Origin of the sequence: Mesorhizobium tamadayense (assembly GCF_003863365.1) — a bacterium.
GTDB lineage: Bacteria > Pseudomonadota > Alphaproteobacteria > Rhizobiales > Rhizobiaceae > Mesorhizobium > Mesorhizobium tamadayense.
In genome coordinates this window covers 1-20887 of record NZ_RQXT01000023.1, presented here as the reverse complement: position 1 = coordinate 20887, position 20887 = coordinate 1, and the positions used below count along the sequence as shown (strand labels likewise).

Sequence of the window (20887 nt, the reverse complement as noted above, 5' to 3'; positions counted from 1 at the left end):
CCTAACAGGCGAAAGATCGCATGACACCGGCATCGGCATCGTGAGAGCGGCCGGCGGCTTACCAGCGGCGCCAGTGATGATAGCGATGCCAGGGGTGCCAGGCCGGACCGATATGGACGCGCGGTCCGCCCCAATAGTAATGGCCGGGATAGATCACGCGGCGATTGGGCACGCAGCGCCCCCAGCGATTGGGGTGCCAGCCGGGGCCGCAACCCCAGGCCACATGCTCGACAATCGCAGGCGCAGCTACCGGCGCGGTCGGCATTGCCGAGGCAGCGCTTGCCGCGACCGTCCCGCCGATGGCGAGGGCGGCAGCGAGCGAATATTTCGTCAGACCGTTCATGGATACTCCCGAAGTCTCTCGAGATTGAAACCAACCTGCCCGCATTCTCGCGGCAGGCCTGTCCCTCTTTTCCTTGAACGGAACCGGCCGGCGGTTTCCGTCGCTGGTCAGGGTGTTTTTTTTGGTGAGATCAGCCGCTGCCTGCCGACATGGCGCAGCAAGGCGTCGGCCAGCAGCTTACGGTCCGCCGGCGAGCTCGACGCCGCGAATTCGACGATGCGCTGTTCCAGCCGGCTGCGGATGGTGGCGTCGGCATTGCGCGCCCGCTCCAACGCGGCGGCCAGAGCGTTCGCGTCCAGCGTTGGCTGCTGCAGAAGGTTGGCGGCCTCGCGCCGTGCCTGCTGCCCGTCGAGGATGACCGCGCGGGACTCGCGACGAACCTCGCGCAGCGCCTGGCGGAATGCCTTGCGGTCGTTGGCGGGCAGCTGCCCGCCGGCCGATTCCAGCGAATAGCCCATTCCGGAACGGCCGATCAGCCAGCCGGCGCCGCCGGCAACGGCGCCGATCAGGAAGACGTTAAGCACCAGCGATGCCGCGAAAAGACGAGCGTTCATAGGTCCTCCGTGTCGGCGTCGGGACCGGCATCGCCGAACGACGTTGCGTTGGCATCCATCACATATTGGTCGGACGGAGCGTCCGGAGTGACGACGGTGACCAGCGCCAGCCCGGCCACGGCGCCGGCGAGGCCAGCGCCCGCAAGCCCGATGCCCAGCCACCAGAGCCGGCGATGCCGTCCCTGCCTGATCTGCGTCGTGGCCCGTGCGATAATCTCGCCATGCAGCATCCGGCTTGGGGCTTCGACGTGATGACGGTCGAGGATGGCATCGAGCCTGCCGGCGCGATCGAGGATGGCGCGGCCCTCTTTGCTTTGTGCAAAAAGCGTGGCGGCGGCCTGCTCGGCCCGCGGCCAGCGATACAAGGCGCTGCCGTAAGCGTCCGCCAGCGCGGCGAAGCGCCGGGCATCCATCGGCGTGTCGGCTGTCTTCCGGTTCTCAGCCATCTCGTTCCCCCGTCCACGGTCTTGACGTGGCCCCCCACGCCTTCAACCACAAAGCTGGCAATGCCTTCGCTGTCTCAGTCATCGCCGTTGTCTCCGATGAGCAAGGCCTGCAGCGCGCGACGGCCGCGCGCGAGCAGGCTTTCCAGCGCATCGACGCTGACCTGCATGGCGCCGGCGGCCTCGATGTTGGACATCTCCTGATAATAGACGAGCACGATCGCCTCGCGCTGGCGCGGCGCGATGCGCTGCAGCGCCTGCTGGACGCGCCGGCCTTCGTCCCCGGGAAGGGCATCGGGAAGCGGTGCCGAATCGGCCACCTCCGGCAGTTCGTCCGTCGTCCATTCGCGCCGCCGCCGCAGCCGGTCGTAGCAGAGGTTGAGCGTCACCCGGTGGATCCAGGTGTCGAAACGCGCCTGCCCCTGACGCCATCCCGCTGCATGGCGCCAGATGCGCACGAAGGTCTCTTGGACGACGTCCTCTGCCTCGGCAGCGTCGCCAAGCATGCGGGTGGCGAGCGAAAGCACGCGCGGCAGCTTGCGCGCCACCATCGCCTGCACGGCGGCTTGGTCGCCGGCGCTGATGCGCCGGACCAGTTCCTCGTCCGGATCGGCGCCCATCAGCCTGGGCGCTCCCAATGATCATCGTGCTGCATAACCTCTCGGTCATTGCTCCCGATTGGGAGCGGTTTTGTGGCCCGGCCTCTCGTCGGCGCCGAGCACGCCGTCGCCATTCTTGTCGAGCCTGGCGAAGCGCTTGGCGAGGAAGGGGTCAAGCTCGGACTTGTCGACGAACCCGTCCTTGTTGGCGTCCATGCGCGCGAAGGATCTGGCCGGGTCGCCCTTGGCCTTGCGCTGGGTCTGGAGAGCCGTCCACTCGGCGAGGCTGACCTTGCCGTCGCCTTCGGTGTCGGCTCGCATGAACGCCTTTTCCCGGCGCACTTCGAATTTTTCCAGCGTGATGCCGGGCTTTGCGGCGGAGGGAGCCGCGGCACTCGGCGTCGTCGGCGCGGGGGCAGGGGTCGGTGCCGCTGTCTGGGCGGCCGCGGCGGCGGTCTGCAGGCCAAGGGCAACGACAAATATCGAACGGCGGATCATGCTGTCTCGTCTCCGGTTGGCGCGGCCCATTGGCGGCCGCGCTTCAGCCGTTAAACGCAGTGACGAGAGAAATCCGTCGGTCGCTTTTGCGAGGCATTGGGGCCCCCGTACCGGCGAGCCGGGCCGAATGCCCCGAAACCGTCGAGACTTATTCCGGGCGCTCCACCACGACCAGCTGCTCCGGCTTGAAGCCGGCATGTTGCGGGGTCCAGACGTCGCCCTCACGGTTGAACCAGTGACACAGATAGGTGCCCGAGGCCGCGCCGTCGCTGACGGTCATCAGCGGGCCTCCGGACTTCAGCCTGACGACGTCTCCGGTCTTGAAACTATTAGGCATGTTGGCCTCCCTTGCTGAGATCGTGAGTTTTCCACCAAGCAAGGTTTTCGACAATGGTCGATATGTCTCGATCGCCTTGGTGCAGAAAGCCCCGAAATGATCAGGTCATCCAAGGGTCGCCTGCCAAGTAATGCACCTACGCGGACGTTCTGGCGGAGGAGCGATTGGGCCATCGCAACGGCGCGCGTGGATTCTTGAAGAACTCGATATATCTAACCCGCTTCGTGCAATACGCAAAAAAAGAGGTCGACCGAAGGCGACCCCAAAAATGCCCGTGCTGTAACACGTGGGCAGAACTTACTTGGTGGCGCAGCCGCTCGCAGTCGGGTCGCTGACGCAACCGGCGATCTTCTCGAACTTGCTGTTGAGTGCGTCGCCGAGCGAGCCTGCGCCGACCATGATCGCCAGAGCGATCAGCGCCGCGATCAGGCCGTACTCGATAGCCGTTGCACCGGATTCGTTATTCTTGAAACGCTTGATGAGCTTGAGCATTGGAGTTTCCCTTGTTGCCCGTTGGTGACCTGTTCAAGCTATCAACCAATGATTGTAAAGGCCTTAATCGGAGCAGTTAACACTCAGTTACTACGGTAATATCTAATGTATAATGCAAATGGCGCCAGAGTGGGGTATAGAACGCCCGTTAGGTTATTGAAGCAATGCCTAATATAGAAAGTAATGATGATCGAGGGGGGAGATGCTCTCGAACAGAGCTTCATCCATAAGAGAACTGTCACCGAAAAATGCTCGCGAAGCCCTCAAAGACCGTACGTTGACGTGGACGAGATTCCCAGGCATCGCCCCGTCAAACGTATCTCTACAAAACGGTGTGCCGGGCCATTTAGACCCGATTTAGGACAAAATTCCTGTAGAAATGGCGAAAACCGGTGGACGGTTCACAACTGCAGACCGCGTGGAGTGCTGCTAAAATCATCAATTTTCTAAGGATTTTTGGTGCCGCTTGCGTGACTCGAACACGCGACCCCATCATTACGAATGATGTGCTCTACCAACTGAGCTAAAGCGGCCCGGGAAGCCGCTGGGCTTCCAAGATGGGCTGCGTGATAGACTCAACCGTCAGCTAATTCAAGATGGCTGGCGGCGAAATCCAGCGCCCATGCGCGGCAATTTTGGTCGGTTGTTGCCGCAGGACGGCTTCCGGCTCGCGCCGGCGCGGTATACCGGCCCGCCGGCCAGCTGGCGTTCGTTCGCCCCGGCCGATCCGGCGGCGGCGACAAAAATGTTGATTCTTCAACAAAAAACGCCGAAATGGGCTTGGATGCGTCGGCAAGGCAGCCGCTCGCCCGTTGATTGATTGGTCGCCTGCGGCTAACGATCGATGAACTGTGAGCGAACGCGCAGAGGGAGCTCGCTTGGACGCCATCGAGAAAGCGATCCGCAACGCCTTCGAGAAAGGCAATGCCGAGGACCGGGCGTTTCGCGAGAAGGTCTATCGCTCGGCCTTTGCCGCGCTGGATCGCGTTCTGCAGGCCAATCCGAATGTGACGGTGGAGGCTGCCATCAACCGCCGCAAGGCGGTGCAGGCAAAAATCGCCGAGATCGAATCCGAATTCCTCCCGGCCGTCCAAGCCGTTCCGGACGTGACGCTTCCACTGGACAGCGATACACCGGCGCCTGCGGTCGACACGCCCACCCCGTCTCCCGCGCCGCCGGTGGATGGGCCGCGGCAGGCGCCGGCCCAGGCGTCGCCATCGATCACCGTCGATGGTCCGGTGCAGCCAGACGCTTCGGATGCGCCACGCTCGCGCGTGCTGCCCCGCGTGCCCGACATCATGCCGGACGAGGCGCTTCCCAACGCGCCGACCCTCGACGATTCTCCCGGAGCCTCCGCCGGCAACGGTGCCGAAGTGGCGCCGGACCGCGATGAACGGCGGATCCGGGGGCGGCGCCTGCCGCTCACCGCCATCTTCGTTTTCGCGACGCTGCTTGCGGCCGCCGGCATCGGTCTCTACTTCGCGGTCCAGACCGGCGTCTTCAAGACGGCGGCCGAACTCGACACGGGTCCGCCGGAAGCGCCTCCGACGCTGGAAGGCGAAGACTCCTCGCAGCCCGGCGAAACCGCTTCACCGCAAAAGCCGGGCGAGGCGGACCAGTCGAAGAACTGGATCAACGTCTTCTTGCCCAGCGATCCGACCCATGTCAGCACGCCGTCCGACGCCAGCGCCGACGTGATGAAGGACGACACCGGCCAGTTCCTGCGCATCCGCTCCGGCGCGTCCGGCTCTGCGATCGCCTTCGACGTCGGGCAGGGCGTGCTGGAAAAGCTCGCCGGCAAGCATGCCATGTTCGACATCATCGCCCGCTCGGAAGAAGGCAAGGAGACGCAGATCTCGGTCGACTGCAATTTCGGCGAGCTCGGCGATTGCGGCCGCAAGCGCTATGCCGTCGGCCACGAGCGCAACGAATATCTCTTCGACGTGCAGTTCCCGGCCAAGCGTCCGGGCGCCGCCGGCACCATCGCCGTCAACTCCGACTTCGACAAGCAGGGCAAGTCGGTCGACATCTACGAGATCCGCGTTTCGATCGCGGAATAACCTTCACGCGACCGTCGTTCCTCCTGCAGTCGAAATATATGGCAAACGGGAGGAGACGATGAACGCTTCTGGTCGCCAGACGGGAGACGCCAAACAGATACGCACGCTGATCGAACAGTGGGCGGAGGCCGTGCGCCGCAAGGATATGGACGGCATTCTGCGTCACCACGCGGCGGATTTCATCATGTTCGACGTGCCGCCTCCGTTGCAATCCAGAGGCATTGACGCCTATCGCGATACCTGGCCGTTGTTCTTTGGCGCCTCCCCGCAGCCGCCCGTGTTCGAGATAGCCGATTTGAAGATCACAGCAGGCGCCGACGTAGCGTTCGCTATAGCGCTGATGCGGTGCGTGCTCGTCACGCAAACTGAATCCAGCGATCTCGATTTCCGGCTGACCATCTGTTTTGAAAAAATCGCAGGACAGTGGACCTTCGTGCATGAGCACCATTCCGTCCCGGCGGTCGACTGACCCTAGTCCAGCAGCGCCTGCAGCGTCTCGATGCGGTCGGCTTCGGCGGCCGGCTTGTCCCAGCGCAGCCGGGAAATGCGGGGAAAGCGCATCGCCACCCCCGATTTGTGGCGGGTCGAGCGGTTGAGGCCTTCGAAGGCCACTTCAAGCACCAGCCCGTTCTTGCGGTCGGCGCGCACGGAGCGCACCGGCCCGAAACGCTCGATCGTGTTGTCGCGGACATATTTGTCGATCTGCCGCAGCTCCTCGTCGGTGAAGCCGAAATAGGCCTTGCCGACCGGCACCAGTTCTTCCGCGCCTTCCGGTCCGGCCCAGACGCCGAAGGTGTAGTCGGAATAGAAGCTGGAGCGCTTGCCGTGGCCGCGCTGCGCATACATCAGCACCGCGTCGACCGTGTGCGGATCGCGCTTCCACTTGAACCAGGGGCCTTTCGGCCGGCCGGCGAGATAGGGCGAATCCCAGCGCTTCAGCATCACCCCTTCGATGATCGGATGCGGCGGTGCCTGGCGCAGCCGCTCGAGCGCCTCCCAATCCGGAAATGCGACCAGCGGCGAGAGATCGAAGCGGCTCGGGTCGAGCGTGCCGACGAAGGCTTCGAGCCGGCCGCGGCGTTCGGTGAAGGCAAGACCGCGCAAGTCCTCGCCGTCGATCTGCAGCGCGTCGTAGCAGCGCATGAAGGCCGGATATTGCTGCTGGATTTTTGGCGACACCCTCTTGCGGTTCAGCCGCTGCTGCAGGTCGGAGAAGGTTCCGGTCGCCTCGCGTGGATCGCCGACCAGCAGCTCGCCATCGAGCGCCGCCTCGAAATCCATCGCGGCGGCAAGGTCCGGGAAGGCCCCTGACACGTCGTCGCCGGTGCGCGAATAAAGCCGCCGGATGCCGCCTTCGCATACCGCCTGCACGCGGATGCCGTCCCACTTCCACTCCGCCGCGTAGTCGGCCGGATCGAGCTTTTCGAGGTCGCCGTCGTCGACGGCGTTGGAGAGCATCACCGGACGGAACAGCGCGAGCGCGGCGCTCCTCGGCTTTTCCGCCCCGCCTTCCAGCCAGGCGAACAGCTCGGTGTAAGGCGGCGTCAGCCCGTGCCAAAGCTCCTCGATCTCGGCGACGTCGACCTTGCCGAGATCGGCCAGCGCCTGCTTGGCGAGCCGCGCCGAAACGCCGATGCGCAGGCCGCCGGTGACCAGCTTGATGATGGCGAAGCGCGCCGAGATGCTGGCGCTGTCGAGCAGCCGCGCCAGCACCTGCGGTCCGTCGGAGCGGCTCGCCGCCTGCAGCCTGCCGACCACCTCGGCCAGCGTCGGCGCGTGGTTCGGAATGCTTTCCGGCGCTTGCGGCCAGACCAGCGATACTGTCTCGGCGAGGTCGCCGACATAGTCGTAGGAATAGCCGAACAGCACCGGATCCATGCGCTCGACCACCAGCGCGCGCAGCATCGCCGGCTTCACCGCCGCGATCGACAGATCGCCCGTGATCGCCGCCAGCGCCAACCCGCGATCGGGATCCTCGACGCTGCGGAAATAGTCGGTGAGCAGCGTCAGCTTGCCATTGCGCGACGGCGTCAGCACCAGCCGGTCGAGGAGCTCGGCGAAGCGGTTCATGGGAGTGCTGCTCGGCGGCGCTGGCGCTTCGGCACACCCCCCTCTGTCCTGCCGGACATCTCCCCCGCAAGGGGGGAGATTGGCAGTTTCGGCCTTGCCACACATCCTGCAACGCTAATGGTTGGCGAAAGCCGTCGCGACATCCGATCTCCCCCCTTGCGGCGGAGATGGCCGGCAGGCCAGAGGGGGGTGCGAAGGATCACGACTCCGGTGATTGACGAATCAATGATTGCCATCAATCGCCCTCGTCCTCATAGCCCACAAGATGCAGCGGCCGGGCCGCGATGCCTTCCAGCTCGCACCAGCGCACCAAAGCTTCCTCGCGGCCATGCGTCACCCAGATTTCCCCGGCGCCCGTCTCCTTGATCGTGGCGATCAGCTCGTCCCAGTCGCCATGGTCGGAAATGATCAGCGGCAGCTCGACGCCGCCCTGCTTGGCGCGCTGGCGGATGCGCATCCAGCCCGATGCGAAGCAGGAGATCGGATCGGGAAAGCGCCGCGCCCAGCGGTCGGCGAAGGCGGCCGGCGGGCCGACGACGATGGCTCCGGTGAAATCGGCCTTGCCGCCGCTCCCGACCGTCGCCGGTTCGAGCCTGCCGAGATCGACGCCCTGGCTCTGGTAATATTCGCTGAGCTTGGCCAGCGCGCCGTGGATGTAGACCGGCGGGTCATAGCCGGCATCGCGCAGCAAGCGCATCACGCGCTGCGCCTTGCCGAGCGCGTAGGCGCCGATCAGATGCGAGCGCTCGGGAAATTGCGCCGCCGATTTGAGCACGCGCGCGATCTCCTCTGTGTCCGGCGGATGGCGGAACACCGGCAGTCCGAAGGTCGCCTCGGTGATAAACACGTCGCAGGGCACCGGCTCGAAGGGCAGGCATGTGGCATCCTTCTGGCGCTTGTAGTCGCCGGAGGCGACGATGCGCATGCCCTGGTATTCGACAGCGATCTGCGCCGAGCCCAGCACATGCCCGGCCGGGTGGAAAGTGACGGAGACGCCGTTGATATCAACCGTCTCGCCGAGGATGGCGGCCTGAGTCGTCCCGGCAAAATCCTCGCCGTAGCGCAAGCCCATGATGTCGAGGGTTTGACGCGTCGCAAGCACCGAGCGATGGCCGGAGCGGGCATGGTCGGAATGGCCGTGCGTGATCAGCGCGCGGCCCACCGACCGCACCGGGTCGATGAAGAAATCGCCTGGCGGGCAGTAGAGGCCCTCCGGTCGCGGTTTGAGCAGGTCGCTGGCGCGCATAGCTTGAAGATAATGGCTAAATTCGCCGCGGGAAGCCTGTTGCAAGTGACTGCTGACTCGTCCTACAGCCGGCCGTCGGTTCGCTTTGACCGCGGCGGGTCTGTCGGAGGACTTGCCGTGGTAGCTGCGCGGAGGATGGCGGAATGAGGCGCCGGCTGCTGCGAAAAAGCCAGAATCGCATGGTCGGGGTTATGCGTGGGCGGATACCGCACGGAGGGACACCATGCGCTGGAACATGGTTGTGTTGGCGTCTTGCCTGATGACGGCCGGCTGCGTCGGCGGCACTTCAATGGCCGAGCGGCAGGACGAGAACGTCCAGTCCTCGCTGCAATATGACAGCGTGCCCTGCGATCAGCTTCTGGCCAACCGCAATGCGCTGGCGCAGCAAAACAACCTGCCGGTCACCGCCAAGCCGACCTTCTCCAATCCCGCGATGGGTTTCGGCCCGTTCACGCCGGACATGCGCTCCAAGGCGCAGCGCGACAGCGACAAGGCAAGCGGCGAGATCGACGCCATGAACCGCTCGATCGAGCGCCGCGACTGCGGCAAGCCGAAGAAGAAGGACAAGCTCGAGCTGCCCGGTTCGAAGCCTTCCTCGCCGCCTCAGTAACCTGCGTCGCGGTCGACCACATTTTCGAGCTCTTCGCCGCGCTCGAAGGCCGCCATCTTCTGAAGCATGATCGGCACCAGATGGGCAGGATCCGAAGTCGCCGCCGCATGCGGCGTCACGAACACTTTCGGATGGCTCCACAGCGGGCTCGTCTTCGGCAGCGGCTCGACCTCGAACACGTCGAGGCTCGCTTCCTTCAGCGTGCCGTCCTCCAATGCGCGCAGGATGTCGGCGTCCTTCTGCAGCCGGCCGCGTCCTGCATTGATCAGCACCGCGCCGCCAAGGCCATTGCGCTTGCGCAGTTCCTTCAGCACGCCGTAATTGATGATGCCCTGCGTTTGCGGCGTGAGCGGCAGCAGCACGACTAGAATATCGGTCGCATTGAGGAACGGGATCAGCTCTGCTTCTCCCGCATAGGTCGAAACGCCGGTCATCGGGTGCTCGGTCCGCGACCAGCCATTGACCGCGAAGCCCAGCGAAAGCAGCACGGAGGCTGCCGCGCGGCCGAGATGGCCGAGGCCCATGATGCCGACGGAAATGTCGCCGGCCGAGCGCTGCGGCGGCTCGTGCCAGATCTTCTTCCGCTGCTGCGTGCGGTAGAGCATGCCCTGGCGGTGGTGGTCGAGGACCCTCCAGACGATATATTCGGTCATGTATTGCGTGAGGTTATCGGCGACGACCTTGACGATCGGCACGTCGGGCAGGCCGGGATCGGCGAAGATATGGTCGACACCGGCGCCGATCGAGAAGATGGCGCGCAGATTGGGCAGCTTCGAGAGCAGGTTCGGCCGCTGCTTCCACACCACCGCGTAGGTGATCGAAGGATCGCTGGGGCCGTCCGGTTCCAACACCACCTCGCGCTCCGCCGACAGCAGTTCGCGCCAGCGCTGCGGGTGAAAGCCGGTGAGGGCAAGCAGGACTTTGCCTTTTTCCATTCGCGGATTTTCTTCCCTGTTATGTCAGTCCTGTAGCAATTCCAGGAAAAGTGCGCAGCGGTTTTCGGTCCGGAATTGCGTAAAAACAAGGAGAGCAATTACAGGAAAAGTGCGTAGCGGTTTTCCGTCCGGAATTGCGTGAAAGCAAACAGCCTATTCGCTGACCACGCCGGACGGCGCCGTCTCGATCTTGAAGGCCGCCGCCATCAGCGCCCGGGTATAGTCGGTCTGCGGGCTGCTGAAAATCTGTTCGGACGGCCCAGCCTCGACGATCTGGCCATTGCGCATGACGATCACGTCGTTGGCAAGGGCGCGGATGACCTTCAGGTCGTGGCTGATGAAGAGATAGGCGAGATTGTGCCTGGCCTGCAGGTTGCGCAGAAGATCGACGACTTGCGCCTGCACGCTCATGTCGAGCGCCGAGGTCGGCTCGTCCAGCATGACGAAGCGCGGATTGAGCACCATGGCGCGCGCGATCGCGACGCGCTGGCGCTGGCCGCCCGAGAATTCGTGCGGATAGCGGTGGCGCGTTTCGGGGTCGAGCCCAACCTCCTTGAGCACGTCCACGACCTTGTCGTCGCGCTCGTCGGGCGACAGTTTCGGCTCGTGGATCTTCAGCCCTTCCTCAATGATCTCCGCCACCGACATGCGCGGGCTCAAGGAGCCGAACGGGTCCTGGAAGACGATCTGCAGCTCGCGTCTCAGCGGCCGCATGGCGCTGAAGGAAAGCTGGTTGATGTCGCGGCCGTTGAAGTTGATCGCGCCCCTCGAGGAAATCATCCGGGCTAGCGCGAGGCCAAGCGTCGTCTTGCCGGAGCCGGATTCGCCGACAACGCCGAGTGTCTGGCCGGCGCGCACCGTGACGTCGATGCCGTCCACGGCCTTCACATGGTCGACGGTGCGGCGGAAGAAGCCGCGCTTGATCGGGAACCAAACCTTGATCTCCTTGCCCGTCATCACCGCCTTGGCAGCGGCGTTCGCCGCCGGCGGTTTGCCCTTCGGCTCGGCGGCAAGCAGGTGCTTGGTGTAGGCATGCTGCGGGTTGGCGAAGATCTCCTGGGTCGGCCCGGTCTCGACTATTCTTCCCTTGGTCATCACGCAGACGCGATCGGCGATTTTTCGCACGATGCCGAGGTCGTGGGTGATGAACAGCATCGACATGCCCTTGCGGCTTTTCAAGCCAGCGAGCAGCTCGAGGATCTGCGCCTGCACGGTGACGTCGAGCGCCGTCGTCGGCTCGTCGGCGATCAAGAGCTCCGGCTCGTTGGCGAGGGCCATGGCGATCATGACGCGCTGGCGCTGGCCGCCGGAGAGCTGGTGCGGATAGGCATCGAGCCGTTTTTCCGGCTCGCGGATGCCGACCTCGTTGAGCAGTTCCAGCGTGCGGGCGCGCGCCTGCCGGTCGCCAAGACCCTGGTGCAGCTTCAGCACCTCGACGATCTGCTGCTCGATGGTGTGCAGCGGGTTGAGCGAGGTCATCGGCTCCTGGAAGATCATGGTGATCTTGTTGCCGCGCACGCCGCGCAACGCCTTCTCGCCCATCGCCAGCAGATTGGAACCGTGGAACAGGATCTTGCCCGAAGGATGGCTGGCCGCGGGGTAGGGCAGAAGCTTCAGCACCGAGAGCGCCGACACCGACTTGCCGGACCCGGATTCGCCGACCAGCGCCAGCGTCGCGCCCTTGGCGATATCGAAGGAGATGTGGTCGACGGCCATGGACTGATTGCCGCCTTGCGCGAAGGCGACGCTCAAATCGCGGACGGAGAGCAGGGGCTCGCTCATCTGAACGTCTTGCGCGGATCGAAGGCGTCGCGCGTCGCCTCGCCGATGAACACCAGCAGCGACAGCATCAGCGAGATCACGATGAAGCCGGAGATGCCGAGCCAGGGCGCGTTGAGATTGCGCTGCGCCTGCTTCAGCAACTCGCCGAGCGAGGCCGAGCCGGGCGGCAGGCCGAAGCCGAGATAGTCGAGCGAGGTCAGCGTCGAGATCGAGCCGCTCAGCAGGAAAGGCAGGAAGGTCAGCGTCGCCACCATGGCGTTGGGCAGGAGATGGCGAAACATGATGGTGAGGTTGGGCACGCCGAGCGCGCGCGCCGCGTTGACATATTCAAAGTTGCGCGCGCGCAGGAACTCGGCCCTGACCACGCCGACCAGCGCCACCCAGGAGAACAACAGCATCAGGCCGAGCAGGATGAAGAAGCCGGGTGGCAGGATCGCGGAGATGATGAGCAGCAGATAGAGCACCGGGATCGCCGACCAGATCTCGATGAAGCGCTGGAACAAAAGGTCTGTCCAGCCGCCGAAATAGCCCTGCACGGCGCCCGCCGCGACGCCGATCAGCGACGAGCCGAGCGTCAGGATCAGCCCGAATAGCACCGAGATGCGGAAACCGTAAAGCACACGCGCCAGCACGTCGCGGGCCTGGTCGTCAGTGCCAAGCCAGTTCCAGTTGCCGATGTTGCAGTTGGGGTCGGCCGCACCTTGCGGATACTGGCTGCAGCGCGCCTTCTTGTCGTAGAGCCAGGACGGCTTGGCGGGTGCCGCTTCGGGGATGGCGTTGTTGACCGTCTGGTAGGAGTAGCGCACCGGCGGCCAGATCATCCAGCCATTGGCATTGATCTCGTCCTGAATGACCGGATCGCGATAGTCGGTGACGGCATAGAAGCCGCCGAACTTCTCTTCCGGATAGGCGACCAGCACCGGAAACAGGATCTCGCCCTTGTAGGACGCGATGATCGGCTTGTCGTTGGCGATCAGCTCGGAAAACAGCGACAGCACGAACAGCAACAGGAAGATCCACAGCGACCAGTAGCCGCGCCGATTCGCCCTGAAATTCTGCAGCCGCCGCTGGTTGAGCGGCGAGAGCCACGGCCTGAGCGGCCGGCTTGCTGTCGTTTCGGCGGCAGCCTGCGCCATCAGACGTCTCTCCGCTCGAAATCGATGCGCGGATCGACCCAGGTGTAGATCAGGTCCGACAGCAGGCCGACGAACAGGCCGAGCAGCGAGAAGATGTAGAGATTGGCGAAGACCACCGGATAATCGCGGTCGATCACCGACTTGAAGCCGAGCAGGCCGAGGCCGTCGAGCGAGAAGATGTTCTCGATCAGCAGCGAGCCGGTGAAGAAGGCCGAGATGAAGGCGCCGGGGAACCCTGCGATGACGATCAGCATAGCGTTGCGGAAGACATGGCCGTAGAGCACCTTGCGCTCCGACAGGCCCTTGGCGCGCGCCGTCACCACATATTGCTTGCGGATTTCCTCGAGGAAGGAGTTCTTGGTGAGCAGCGTCGTCGTGGCGAAGGCCGACAGCACCAGCGCGGTCAGCGGCAGCGTCATGTGCCAGAAATAGTCGATGATCTTGTCCGGCCAGGACAACTGGTCCCAATTGTCGGAAACGATGCCGCGCAACGGGAACCAGTCCCAGAACGAGCCGCCGGCAAACAGCACCATCAAAAGGATGCCGAACAGGAAGCCGGGGATGGCGTAGCCGACGATGACCACGCCGCTGGTCCAGACGTCGAAGGTCGAGCCGTCCTGCACCGCCTTGCGGATGCCGAGCGGGATCGAGATCAGGTAGGACAAAAGCGTGATCCACAGCCCGATCGAGATCGACACCGGCATCTTTTCCAGGATCAGGTCGAGCACCGAGATGTCGCGGAAATAGCTGTCGCCGAAATCGAAGCGGGAATAGTTCCACAGCATCATGCCGAAGCGCTCGAGCGGCGGCTTGTCGAAGCCGAACTGCTTTTCCAGCTTCTTGATGAATTCGGGGTCCAACCCTTGAGCGCCGCGATATTTTGAGCTGACGTCCCCGGAGACGTCGAAATTGGTGGCTCCGGCATCGCCACCGCCGCCGCCGAGGCGATCGGCGCCGCCCTGGTTGGTGAGCCTGGCGATGACCTGCTCGACCGGGCCGCCCGGCGCAAACTGGATGACGGCGAAGGAGATCGCCATGATGCCGAACAGCGTCGGGATCATCAAAAGGATGCGGCGCAGGATGTAAGCGCCCATCAGGCAGCCGGCCCTGCGCGAAGGGGAATGTCAGGCTTTGCCAATTTTTGCCGCCTTGCCCTTGTCGAACCACCACAGCGATTCGACCGGAAAGCCGAAATCGGGTTTCTGCTCGGGAAAGCCGAACATATCCCAATAGGCGCTTCGGTGATTCGCCAGATACCAACTTGGAATCCAATCGCGCCGCGCGCGCAAGACCCGGTCGAGCGCGCGCATCGCCACGGTGAGGCTTTCGCGGTCCTTGGCCGCACCGACGGCGTCTATGAGCGCGTCGATGGCCGGGCTCGCTATGCCCGGCAGGTTGCGCGACCCCGATATGGCGGCGCTTCGCGAATGGAAGAAGATTTCGAGGTCGTCGCGGGTCGGCGTGGCGCTGAAGGAGAAAGCGGCCGAGATCAAGTCGAAATCGAAGGTCGATTGCCTGAGCTGGTACTGCGCCGAGTCGACCAGCCGGATGGAAGCATCGATGCCGATCGCCTTCATGTTGGCGACCCAGGGCGAATAGACCTGCACGAAGGTCTCGTCGTCGACGAGGAACTCGGCCGGCAGCCGCCCGCCCTTGTCGTTGACGACGAAATCGCCGGAGCGTTTCCAGCCGGCCTCGGCAAGCAGCTTTGCCGCCTTGCCGAGTTGTTTCCGGTCGCGCCCGGAACCGTCCGAGGCCGGCTGCGTCACCGCCTCGCCGAAGGCCTCCGGCGGCAGCTTGTCAAGCAGCGGTTCCAGCAGCGCGAGCTCTTCCGGCGACGGTGTGCCTGCGGCGCGAAAGTCGGATTTCTCGAAACAGGATTGCGAACGCTCGTAGGAGCCGTAGAAGAAATTGCGCCGCGTCCATTCGAAGTCGAAGCAGAGCGCGATCGCCTGCCGCACGCGTGGGTCCTGGAACTGCGCGCGTCTCTGATTGACGGCAGTGGCCTGCATCGAGGGCACCGTTTCGGCCGGGAATTCGTGCTTGACCACCTTGCCGGATGTAAAGGCGGGAAAGTTATACTGCGTTGCCCACACGCGCGAAATGAATTCCTCCTTGTATAGGATCTCGCCCTTTTTGAAGGCCTCGAATGCAGCGTTGCGGTCCTGGTAGAACTCGATGCGGATGCGCCCGAAATTGTTCTGGCCGCGATTGACCGGAAGATCGTTGCCCCAGTAGTCGGGCACACGCTCATATTCGATCCAGGTCCCCGCCGACCAGCGGCCGACCTTGTAGGCGCTTGACCCCAGCGGTGGGTTCATCTGCGAGGAATCGAAAGGATTGGCCGTGTAGAAGGCTTTCGACAAGATCGGAAACTGCACGACGTTGAGGATGGTGCGGCTCGTCTGCTTGCCGGAGAATTTGAGCTGCAACGTGTGCGCATCGACAGCGACTGCATCGTTGAGATGCGTCAGCGGCAGCGAATAGTCCGGGTGGCCCCTATCCTTGAGCAGCTTGAAGCTGAAGGCGGCATCCTCGGCCGTCAGTGGCGTGCCGTCATGGAAACGGGCCTGCGGGCGCAGCGAGAAGGTGAAGCCGTTGCGGTCGTCGGAGATCGTCACGCCGTCAGCGACCAGTCCGTAGACGGCGTCGGGCTCGTCGAGCGCTCTCACCATCAGCGAGTCGAAGCACATTTCCATGCGCTGTGGTGAATCGCCTTTGGGAACAAATGAATTCAGCGTGCTGAAGGTAAGAGGGGTCTGGTTGGAACCCCAGTTAGGCGGCAGGAAGTTGAAGGTGCCACCTTGCGGCGCATCGACATTGACATAGTCGAAATGCGTGAAATCCGGCTTGTATTTCAAGTCGCCGAAGGCGGACAGGCCATGCACCTTCACGCCTGTCGGAATGGCGGCAAAGACCTTGCCGGGGACCAGCGATGTGGCCGCCGCGGCCGCGCCGAGCGCCAGGAAGTTGCGACGAGGAAGCATGGTCTGCTGCCTCATCAGTTGCCCCTGTATTTGGCGGCCAGCGCCTTTTCCTTCTCGGTGTCGATCCACCAGGAATCGATATCGGCGCCGCGGTAGCTGGGCTGCTTTTCCGGAATGCCGAACTTGCTCCAGTAGGCGAGCCACACCACCGCGCGGTAGTATTGCGGCACGACATAGTAGTTCCACAACAGCACCCGATCGAGCGCATGGGTGGCGGCGACGAGGTCGTCACGGTCGGCGGCGAAGATGATGCGGTCGACCAGCGCGTCGACGACCGGGTTCTTGATGCCGGAATAGTTGCGCGATCCGGGCGAATCGGCCGCCTTCGAGCTCCAGAAATCGCGCTGCTCGTTGCCGGGCGATTCCGATTGGCCGAGTATGCTGGTGATGACGTCGTAGTCGAAATTGTTGACGCGGTTGATGTACTGGGTCTGGTCGATGATCCGCAGCGTCGCATCGACGCCGATCTTGCGCAGATTGGCAATCCAGGGACTGGCGATGACCTGGTCGGTGTCGTTCGAGCCGAGTACCTCGAACTTGAAGGGCGCGCCGGTCTTGGCGTTCACCATCTTGCCGCCCTTGATCACCCAGCCTGCCTTGGCGAAGAGATCGACCGCCGTCTTGAGGTTTTTGCGCTCGGCCTGCGGCGAGTCGTAGACCGGCAGCTTGAATTCCTGCGTGAAAAGTTCCGGCGGCAGCTTGTCGCTATACTTCTCCAGGATTTCCAGCTCCTTGCCTTGCGGCAGCCCGCTCGACGCCAGCTCGGTGCCCTCGAAAAAACTGTGGGTGCGCGTGTTCGAATTGTAGAACAGCGTGCGGTTCATCGTTTCGAAGTCGAACGGATAGGTCAGCGCGGCGCGCACCAGCCGATCCTGGAACAGCGGCCGCCGCTGATTGAGCGCGAAAGCCTGCATCGGTTCGGGCGAGGTTGTCTTGAATTCCTTTTTGATCACGTCGCCGGCCTTGATCGCCGGGAAATTGTAGAATGTCGCCCAACGCCTTGAGCTGTTCTCCGGCTTGATGTCCTGAAGTCCACCTTTGGTGAAGGCTTGCCAGGCGGCGTTGTCGTCCAGGATGTAGGTGAATCGCTGGGTGTCGAAATTCTCGCGGCCGATCTTCACCGGCAGCTTGGCGCCCCAATAATCGGGCACGCGCTGCCAGACGATCTCCGAGCCCGGCTTGAAGCTGGCGATCTTGTAGGCGGCGGAGCCCAGCGGCGGCTCCAGCGTCGGCCTGGTGATGTCGCGCTTCTTGCCGCTGGCGTCGGTGCCTTCCCACCAATGCTTCGGCAGGACGACGAGATCGCCAAGGATCTTCGGCAGCTCGCGATTGCCCTTCTGGTCGAAATGGAATTCGACCTCGCGGTTCGAGATGGCGACCGCTTCGGTCACGTTCTCGAAATAGCGGTTGTACATCGGGCTGTTGGCTTTGAGCACCTGGAACGACCACACCACGTCGTCGACGGTGATCGGCTGGCCGTCATGCCATTTGGCTTGAGGGTTGAGCCGGTAGGTCGCCGAGGAATAGTCCGGCGGGTACTTGTAGGCTTCGGCGATCAGCGGATGGCTGACGCTGCCCTCGTCGGTCGCCTGGTCCATCAGCGTGTCGTAGAGCAGCCCGCCGCCGAACTGCGCGAAGCCGGCGGCCGGCGACCCTTGCACGATGTAGGGATTGAAGCTGTCAAAGGTGCCGGTAACCACCGAGTTGTAGGTGCCGCCTTTCGGCGCATCCGGATTGACGTAATCGTAGCGCTGGAAATTCTCGCCGTATTTCGAAGGGCTGATCAGCGAGGAGGTGGTGTGCCATTCGTCGGCGAAGCTGGCCTCTAGGCTCGCGGCGAAAGCAACCGCCAGCATCGATGCGAAAAACGTCTTTGCTGGAAAAAGTGTCCGGGAGCGGCCGACCGTCATGCGTTCTCCTCGTCGCGAACAGTACCCACCGGCAATCTAGATCATTTGACGCCGGTGAAAACCGCAAGCGGCGGCTTTTGTCGCGCAATATGCGGCTTTCCTAACAGAAAAGCCGGGACGAACCCGGCTTTTCTGAGGTTGCCACTATGACAAATTGTTTATTGCGCGGGCGCAGCCGGCTTGGCCGGAGCCGCACCTTCGGCCGGTTTCGCCGGTGCCGCGCCTTCCACAGGCTTGGCGCCCTCGGCGGGCTTGGCTTCGGCGGAAGCACCGGGCTGCGGCAGCGGCTTCGGATTGTCCGACAGCGTGCGCAGATAGGCGATCACGTTGGCGCGGTCTTCATCCTTCGGCAGGCCGGCGAAGCCCATCGCCGTGCCCTTCACGAACTTCTTCGGCGAGGTGATGAAGTGGTTGAGGTTGTCGTAGGTCCACTTCTCGGCGCCGCCCTTGGAAAAATCCTTCATGCCGGCCGAATAGGCGAAGCCCTCATGCTCGGCGACGGGGCGGTCGATGATATCCCAGAGATCCGGACCGACCTTGTTGGGGCCGCCCTTTTCGCCGGAGTGGCAGGCCTGGCATTTCTTGAAGATGGCGGCGCCAGCCTCGGCATTGGCTTTGGCGAGCAGGTCGGCGATCGGCTTGGCCTCTGCCGCCGGTGCGGCGGCACCGCCTTCGGCCGGCTCCTCTTGAGCCTCGATGGCGAAGCCGGGCTTCTCGGGCGGGGGGGAGGCAAACAGTGCGTCCGACACGATGCCCACCGAAAATACGATGAAGATGGTTCCGAGGAATCCGGCGAGCAGCTTGTTGACTTCGGTGGAATCCATTGCGCCCCTTGCTCCCTTTTCCGGCGGACCGTCCCGTCCACTCCGTCCGTCGGTATCGCGAAAGGCCCGGCGGGCCAGTCAAATCGCGCGGAAACTAGGTCTTTTGCTTCGGCGTTGCAACACATATAAGGGCGCTTCCAGTGAGACGTTTTGCCACTTTCCATCCGCTTTCCCGGGCGCTCCGAAACTCCCATGTCGACATTGATCTTGATCCCCGCCCGCATGGCCTCGACGCGCCTGCCGGGCAAGCCGCTGGCCGACATCGCCGGCGCGCCGATGATCGTCCATGTCGCCCGCCGCGGCGCCGAGGCCGGACTTGGCCGCGTGGTGGTGGCGACCGACACGGAGGCTGTCGCCGACGCGGTGCGGGCACACGGCTTCGAAGCGGTCATGACGCGCGCGGACCACGCATCGGGCTCCGACCGCATCTTCGAGGCGCTGACGGCTCTCGATCCTGAAAAGAAGGTGGAAACGATCGTCAATGTGCAGGGCGACCTGCCGACCATCGATTCAGATATCATCGGCGCATCGTTGCGGCCCTTTGCCGAACCGTCGGTCGATATCGCCACGCTCGGCGTCGAGATCGTGCGCGACGAGGAAAAGACCAATCCGAACGTCGTCAAGATCGTCGGCTCGCCGCTCTCCGCGACAAGGCTGAGGGCACTCTATTTCACCCGCGCCACGGCGCCGTGGGGCGAGGGCCCGCTCTATCACCACATCGGCCTCTATGCCTATCGCCGCGCCGCGCTGGAGCGGTTCGTGGCGCTGAAGCCGTCGTCCTTGGAACGCCGCGAACGGCTGGAGCAGCTGCGGGCGTTGGAAGCCGGCATGCGCATCGACGCCGAGATCGTCAAGTCGCTGCCGCTCGGCGTCGACACGCCCGCCGATCTCGAGCGCGCCAGGCAGATCCTTTCAAACTGAGACATCCGTAAGAGAGACATTGGCGCATGCCTGAAAAGACCAACAGAATTTCCTTCCAGGGCGAGCCGGGCGCCAACTCCGACACCGCATGCCGCAACATGTTCCCGTCGATGGAGCCGTTGCCCTGTCCGACCTTCGAGGACGCTTTCAACGCGGTCGAGACCGGCAAGGCCGAGCTCGCCATGATACCGATCGAGAACACCATCGCCGGGCGCGTCGCCGACATCCATCATCTCTTGCCGGAATCGCGCCTGCACATCGTCGGCGAATATTTCCTGCCGATCCACTTCCAGCTGATGGTGCTGCCGGGCGTCAAGCGCGAAGAGATCAAGACGGTGCACAGCCATATCCATGCGCTTGGCCAATGCCGCAAATACATCCGCAAGAACGGCTGGAAGCCGGTGGTGGCCGGCGACACCGCCGGGTCGGCCAAGATGGTTTCCGAGGTCAAGGACCGCACCATGGCTGCGCTGGCACCGGCGCTCGCCGCGGAACTCTACGGCCTCGACATCATCGAGAAGAATGTCGAGGACACGGACAGCAACGTCACGCGCTTCGTGGTCCTGACCAAGAACAAGCAATGGGCCGAGCGTCCGTCGCCCGACGCCAAGATGATGACCACCTTCATCTTCCGCGTCCGCAACGTGCCGGCCGCGCTCTACAAGGCCATGGGCGGCTTCGCCACCAACGCCATCAACATGACCAAGCTCGAGAGCTACCAGCTCGGCGCCTTCACCGCGACGCTGTTCTATGCCGATATCGAGGGCCATCCCGACGATCCGCTGGTCAAGCTCGCGCTCGACGAGTTGCGCTTCTTCTCGCGCGAGATGCGCATCCTCGGAGTCTATCCGGCGAGCGCGTCGCGCGAGCAGTGGAAAGTCGCGGACTGAAGCTGGTTCTCCGCCTGTCAGTTGGCGGGCTCCTTCAATACGTGATCGCGCCTACGAGATTGGCCGAAGCCTCCATGACTTCGTCATCCTGGGGCGGAGCAAGGAGCGAAGCGACGCGGCGCAGACCCCAGGATCCATGCCGTTACGCTAAGGCGTTGCAACGGTGCAGAATTCTGCTTCGTTGCACCCTTTGGCCAAGGTCACGGCATGGATCCTTGGGTCTTCGCTCCGCTTCGCGTCGCTACGCCCA

22 protein-coding genes and 1 tRNA gene are annotated in these 20887 nt (G+C 63.6%); 6 read left to right on the top strand and 17 right to left on the bottom strand.

Features of this window, described 5'->3' with window-relative positions; genetic code table 11:
* Positions 1–58: 58 nt before the first annotated feature.
* From EH240_RS18885 to EH240_RS18850, 8 genes are all read right to left on the bottom strand, one after another.
* The gene (locus tag EH240_RS18885; RefSeq protein ID WP_125001132.1) at positions 59–343 is read right to left on the bottom strand and encodes a GCG_CRPN prefix-to-repeats domain-containing protein; all 285 of its coding nucleotides are present in this window, start codon (positions 341–343) and stop codon (positions 59–61) included.
* 107 nt (positions 344–450) lie between these two features.
* Positions 451–897: a periplasmic heavy metal sensor gene (locus EH240_RS18880; RefSeq protein ID WP_125001129.1), complete on the bottom strand. Its 447-nt coding sequence runs from the start codon at positions 895–897 to the stop codon at positions 451–453.
* Complete coding sequence (locus EH240_RS18875) at positions 894–1343, bottom strand: hypothetical protein (RefSeq protein ID WP_125001126.1); 450 nt, start codon at positions 1341–1343, stop codon at positions 894–896. Before EH240_RS18875 ends, EH240_RS18880 begins: the two co-directional genes overlap by 4 nt.
* Before the next feature lie 74 nt (positions 1344–1417).
* Positions 1418–1960, bottom strand: a complete 543-nt coding sequence (locus tag EH240_RS18870; RefSeq protein ID WP_125001123.1) for an RNA polymerase sigma factor — start codon at positions 1958–1960, stop codon at positions 1418–1420.
* Between the two features lie 45 nt (positions 1961–2005).
* Positions 2006–2437, bottom strand: coding sequence for an EF-hand domain-containing protein (locus tag EH240_RS18865; protein ID WP_125001120.1), 432 nt, complete (start codon positions 2435–2437; stop codon positions 2006–2008).
* 148 nt (positions 2438–2585) lie between these two features.
* Positions 2586–2774: a YodC family protein gene (locus tag EH240_RS18860; protein ID WP_125001117.1), complete on the bottom strand. Its 189-nt coding sequence runs from the start codon at positions 2772–2774 to the stop codon at positions 2586–2588.
* A 297-nt stretch (positions 2775–3071) separates the two neighbouring features.
* Positions 3072–3266: a Flp family type IVb pilin gene (locus EH240_RS18855; RefSeq protein ID WP_125001114.1), complete on the bottom strand. Its 195-nt coding sequence runs from the start codon at positions 3264–3266 to the stop codon at positions 3072–3074.
* A 457-nt stretch (positions 3267–3723) separates the two neighbouring features.
* Positions 3724–3799 (bottom strand) — tRNA-Thr (locus EH240_RS18850).
* 89 nt (positions 3800–3888) lie between these two features.
* Here EH240_RS18850 and EH240_RS18845 point away from each other — a divergent pair.
* From EH240_RS18845 to EH240_RS18835, 3 genes are read left to right on the top strand one after another with little or no spacing between them, the layout of a single operon-like run.
* Complete coding sequence (locus EH240_RS18845) at positions 3889–4086, top strand: hypothetical protein (protein ID WP_125001111.1); 198 nt, start codon at positions 3889–3891, stop codon at positions 4084–4086.
* A gap of 58 nt (positions 4087–4144) precedes the next feature.
* Positions 4145–5326, top strand: a complete 1182-nt coding sequence (locus EH240_RS18840; protein WP_125001108.1) for a hypothetical protein — start codon at positions 4145–4147, stop codon at positions 5324–5326.
* A 58-nt stretch (positions 5327–5384) separates the two neighbouring features.
* Positions 5385–5795, top strand: a complete 411-nt coding sequence (locus tag EH240_RS18835; protein WP_125001105.1) for a nuclear transport factor 2 family protein — start codon at positions 5385–5387, stop codon at positions 5793–5795.
* A gap of 2 nt (positions 5796–5797) precedes the next feature.
* Here the strand turns inward: EH240_RS18835 and EH240_RS18830 are convergent, their stop codons facing one another.
* Positions 5798–7396 (bottom strand): cisplatin damage response ATP-dependent DNA ligase, encoded by a 1599-nt coding sequence (locus EH240_RS18830; RefSeq protein ID WP_125001102.1) that lies wholly within the window; start codon positions 7394–7396, stop codon positions 5798–5800.
* Between the two features lie 235 nt (positions 7397–7631).
* The gene (locus EH240_RS18825; RefSeq protein WP_125001317.1) at positions 7632–8642 is read right to left on the bottom strand and encodes a ligase-associated DNA damage response exonuclease; all 1011 of its coding nucleotides are present in this window, start codon (positions 8640–8642) and stop codon (positions 7632–7634) included.
* Positions 8643–8865: 223 nt separating this feature from the next.
* On the opposite strand from EH240_RS18825, the gene EH240_RS18820 reads away from it, so the two are divergent.
* Positions 8866–9252 carry a hypothetical protein gene (locus tag EH240_RS18820; RefSeq protein WP_125001099.1) on the top strand — a complete coding sequence of 129 codons (387 nt, stop codon included), beginning with the start codon at positions 8866–8868 and terminating at the stop codon, positions 9250–9252.
* Here EH240_RS18820 and EH240_RS18815 read toward each other — a convergent pair.
* The 7 genes from EH240_RS18815 to EH240_RS18785 form a co-directional block, all read right to left on the bottom strand.
* Entirely contained in the window at positions 9246–10187 is a 942-nt protein-coding gene (locus EH240_RS18815; RefSeq protein ID WP_125001096.1) for a 2-hydroxyacid dehydrogenase, read from the bottom strand. The two genes, EH240_RS18820 and EH240_RS18815, sit on opposite strands and share 7 nt — an antisense overlap.
* Positions 10188–10340: 153 nt before the next feature.
* A complete protein-coding gene (locus EH240_RS18810) occupies positions 10341–11969 on the bottom strand; it encodes an ABC transporter ATP-binding protein (RefSeq protein WP_125001093.1) in 1629 nt (542 codons plus the stop codon).
* Positions 11966–13105 (bottom strand): ABC transporter permease, encoded by a 1140-nt coding sequence (locus EH240_RS18805; RefSeq protein WP_125001090.1) that lies wholly within the window; start codon positions 13103–13105, stop codon positions 11966–11968. Before EH240_RS18805 ends, EH240_RS18810 begins: the two co-directional genes overlap by 4 nt.
* Positions 13105–14199, bottom strand: coding sequence for a microcin C ABC transporter permease YejB (locus EH240_RS18800; protein ID WP_125001087.1), 1095 nt, complete (start codon positions 14197–14199; stop codon positions 13105–13107). The genes EH240_RS18805 and EH240_RS18800 overlap by 1 nt, the downstream gene beginning before the upstream one ends.
* A gap of 30 nt (positions 14200–14229) precedes the next feature.
* Positions 14230–16107: an extracellular solute-binding protein gene (locus tag EH240_RS18795; protein ID WP_125001084.1), complete on the bottom strand. Its 1878-nt coding sequence runs from the start codon at positions 16105–16107 to the stop codon at positions 14230–14232.
* The gene (locus EH240_RS18790) at positions 16107–18002 is read right to left on the bottom strand and encodes an extracellular solute-binding protein (RefSeq protein ID WP_125001081.1); all 1896 of its coding nucleotides are present in this window, start codon (positions 18000–18002) and stop codon (positions 16107–16109) included. Before EH240_RS18790 ends, EH240_RS18795 begins: the two co-directional genes overlap by 1 nt.
* A gap of 158 nt (positions 18003–18160) precedes the next feature.
* Positions 18161–18826, bottom strand: coding sequence for a c-type cytochrome (locus tag EH240_RS18785; protein WP_125001078.1), 666 nt, complete (start codon positions 18824–18826; stop codon positions 18161–18163).
* Positions 18827–19018: 192 nt separating this feature from the next.
* Between EH240_RS18785 and EH240_RS18780 the strand changes: the two genes are divergently transcribed.
* Both EH240_RS18780 and EH240_RS18775 read left to right on the top strand, forming a co-directional pair.
* Positions 19019–19747 carry a 3-deoxy-manno-octulosonate cytidylyltransferase gene (locus EH240_RS18780; protein ID WP_125001075.1) on the top strand — a complete coding sequence of 243 codons (729 nt, stop codon included), beginning with the start codon at positions 19019–19021 and terminating at the stop codon, positions 19745–19747.
* A gap of 26 nt (positions 19748–19773) precedes the next feature.
* Entirely contained in the window at positions 19774–20637 is an 864-nt protein-coding gene (locus tag EH240_RS18775; RefSeq protein WP_125001072.1) for a prephenate dehydratase, read from the top strand.
* Positions 20638–20887 lie beyond the last annotated feature (250 nt).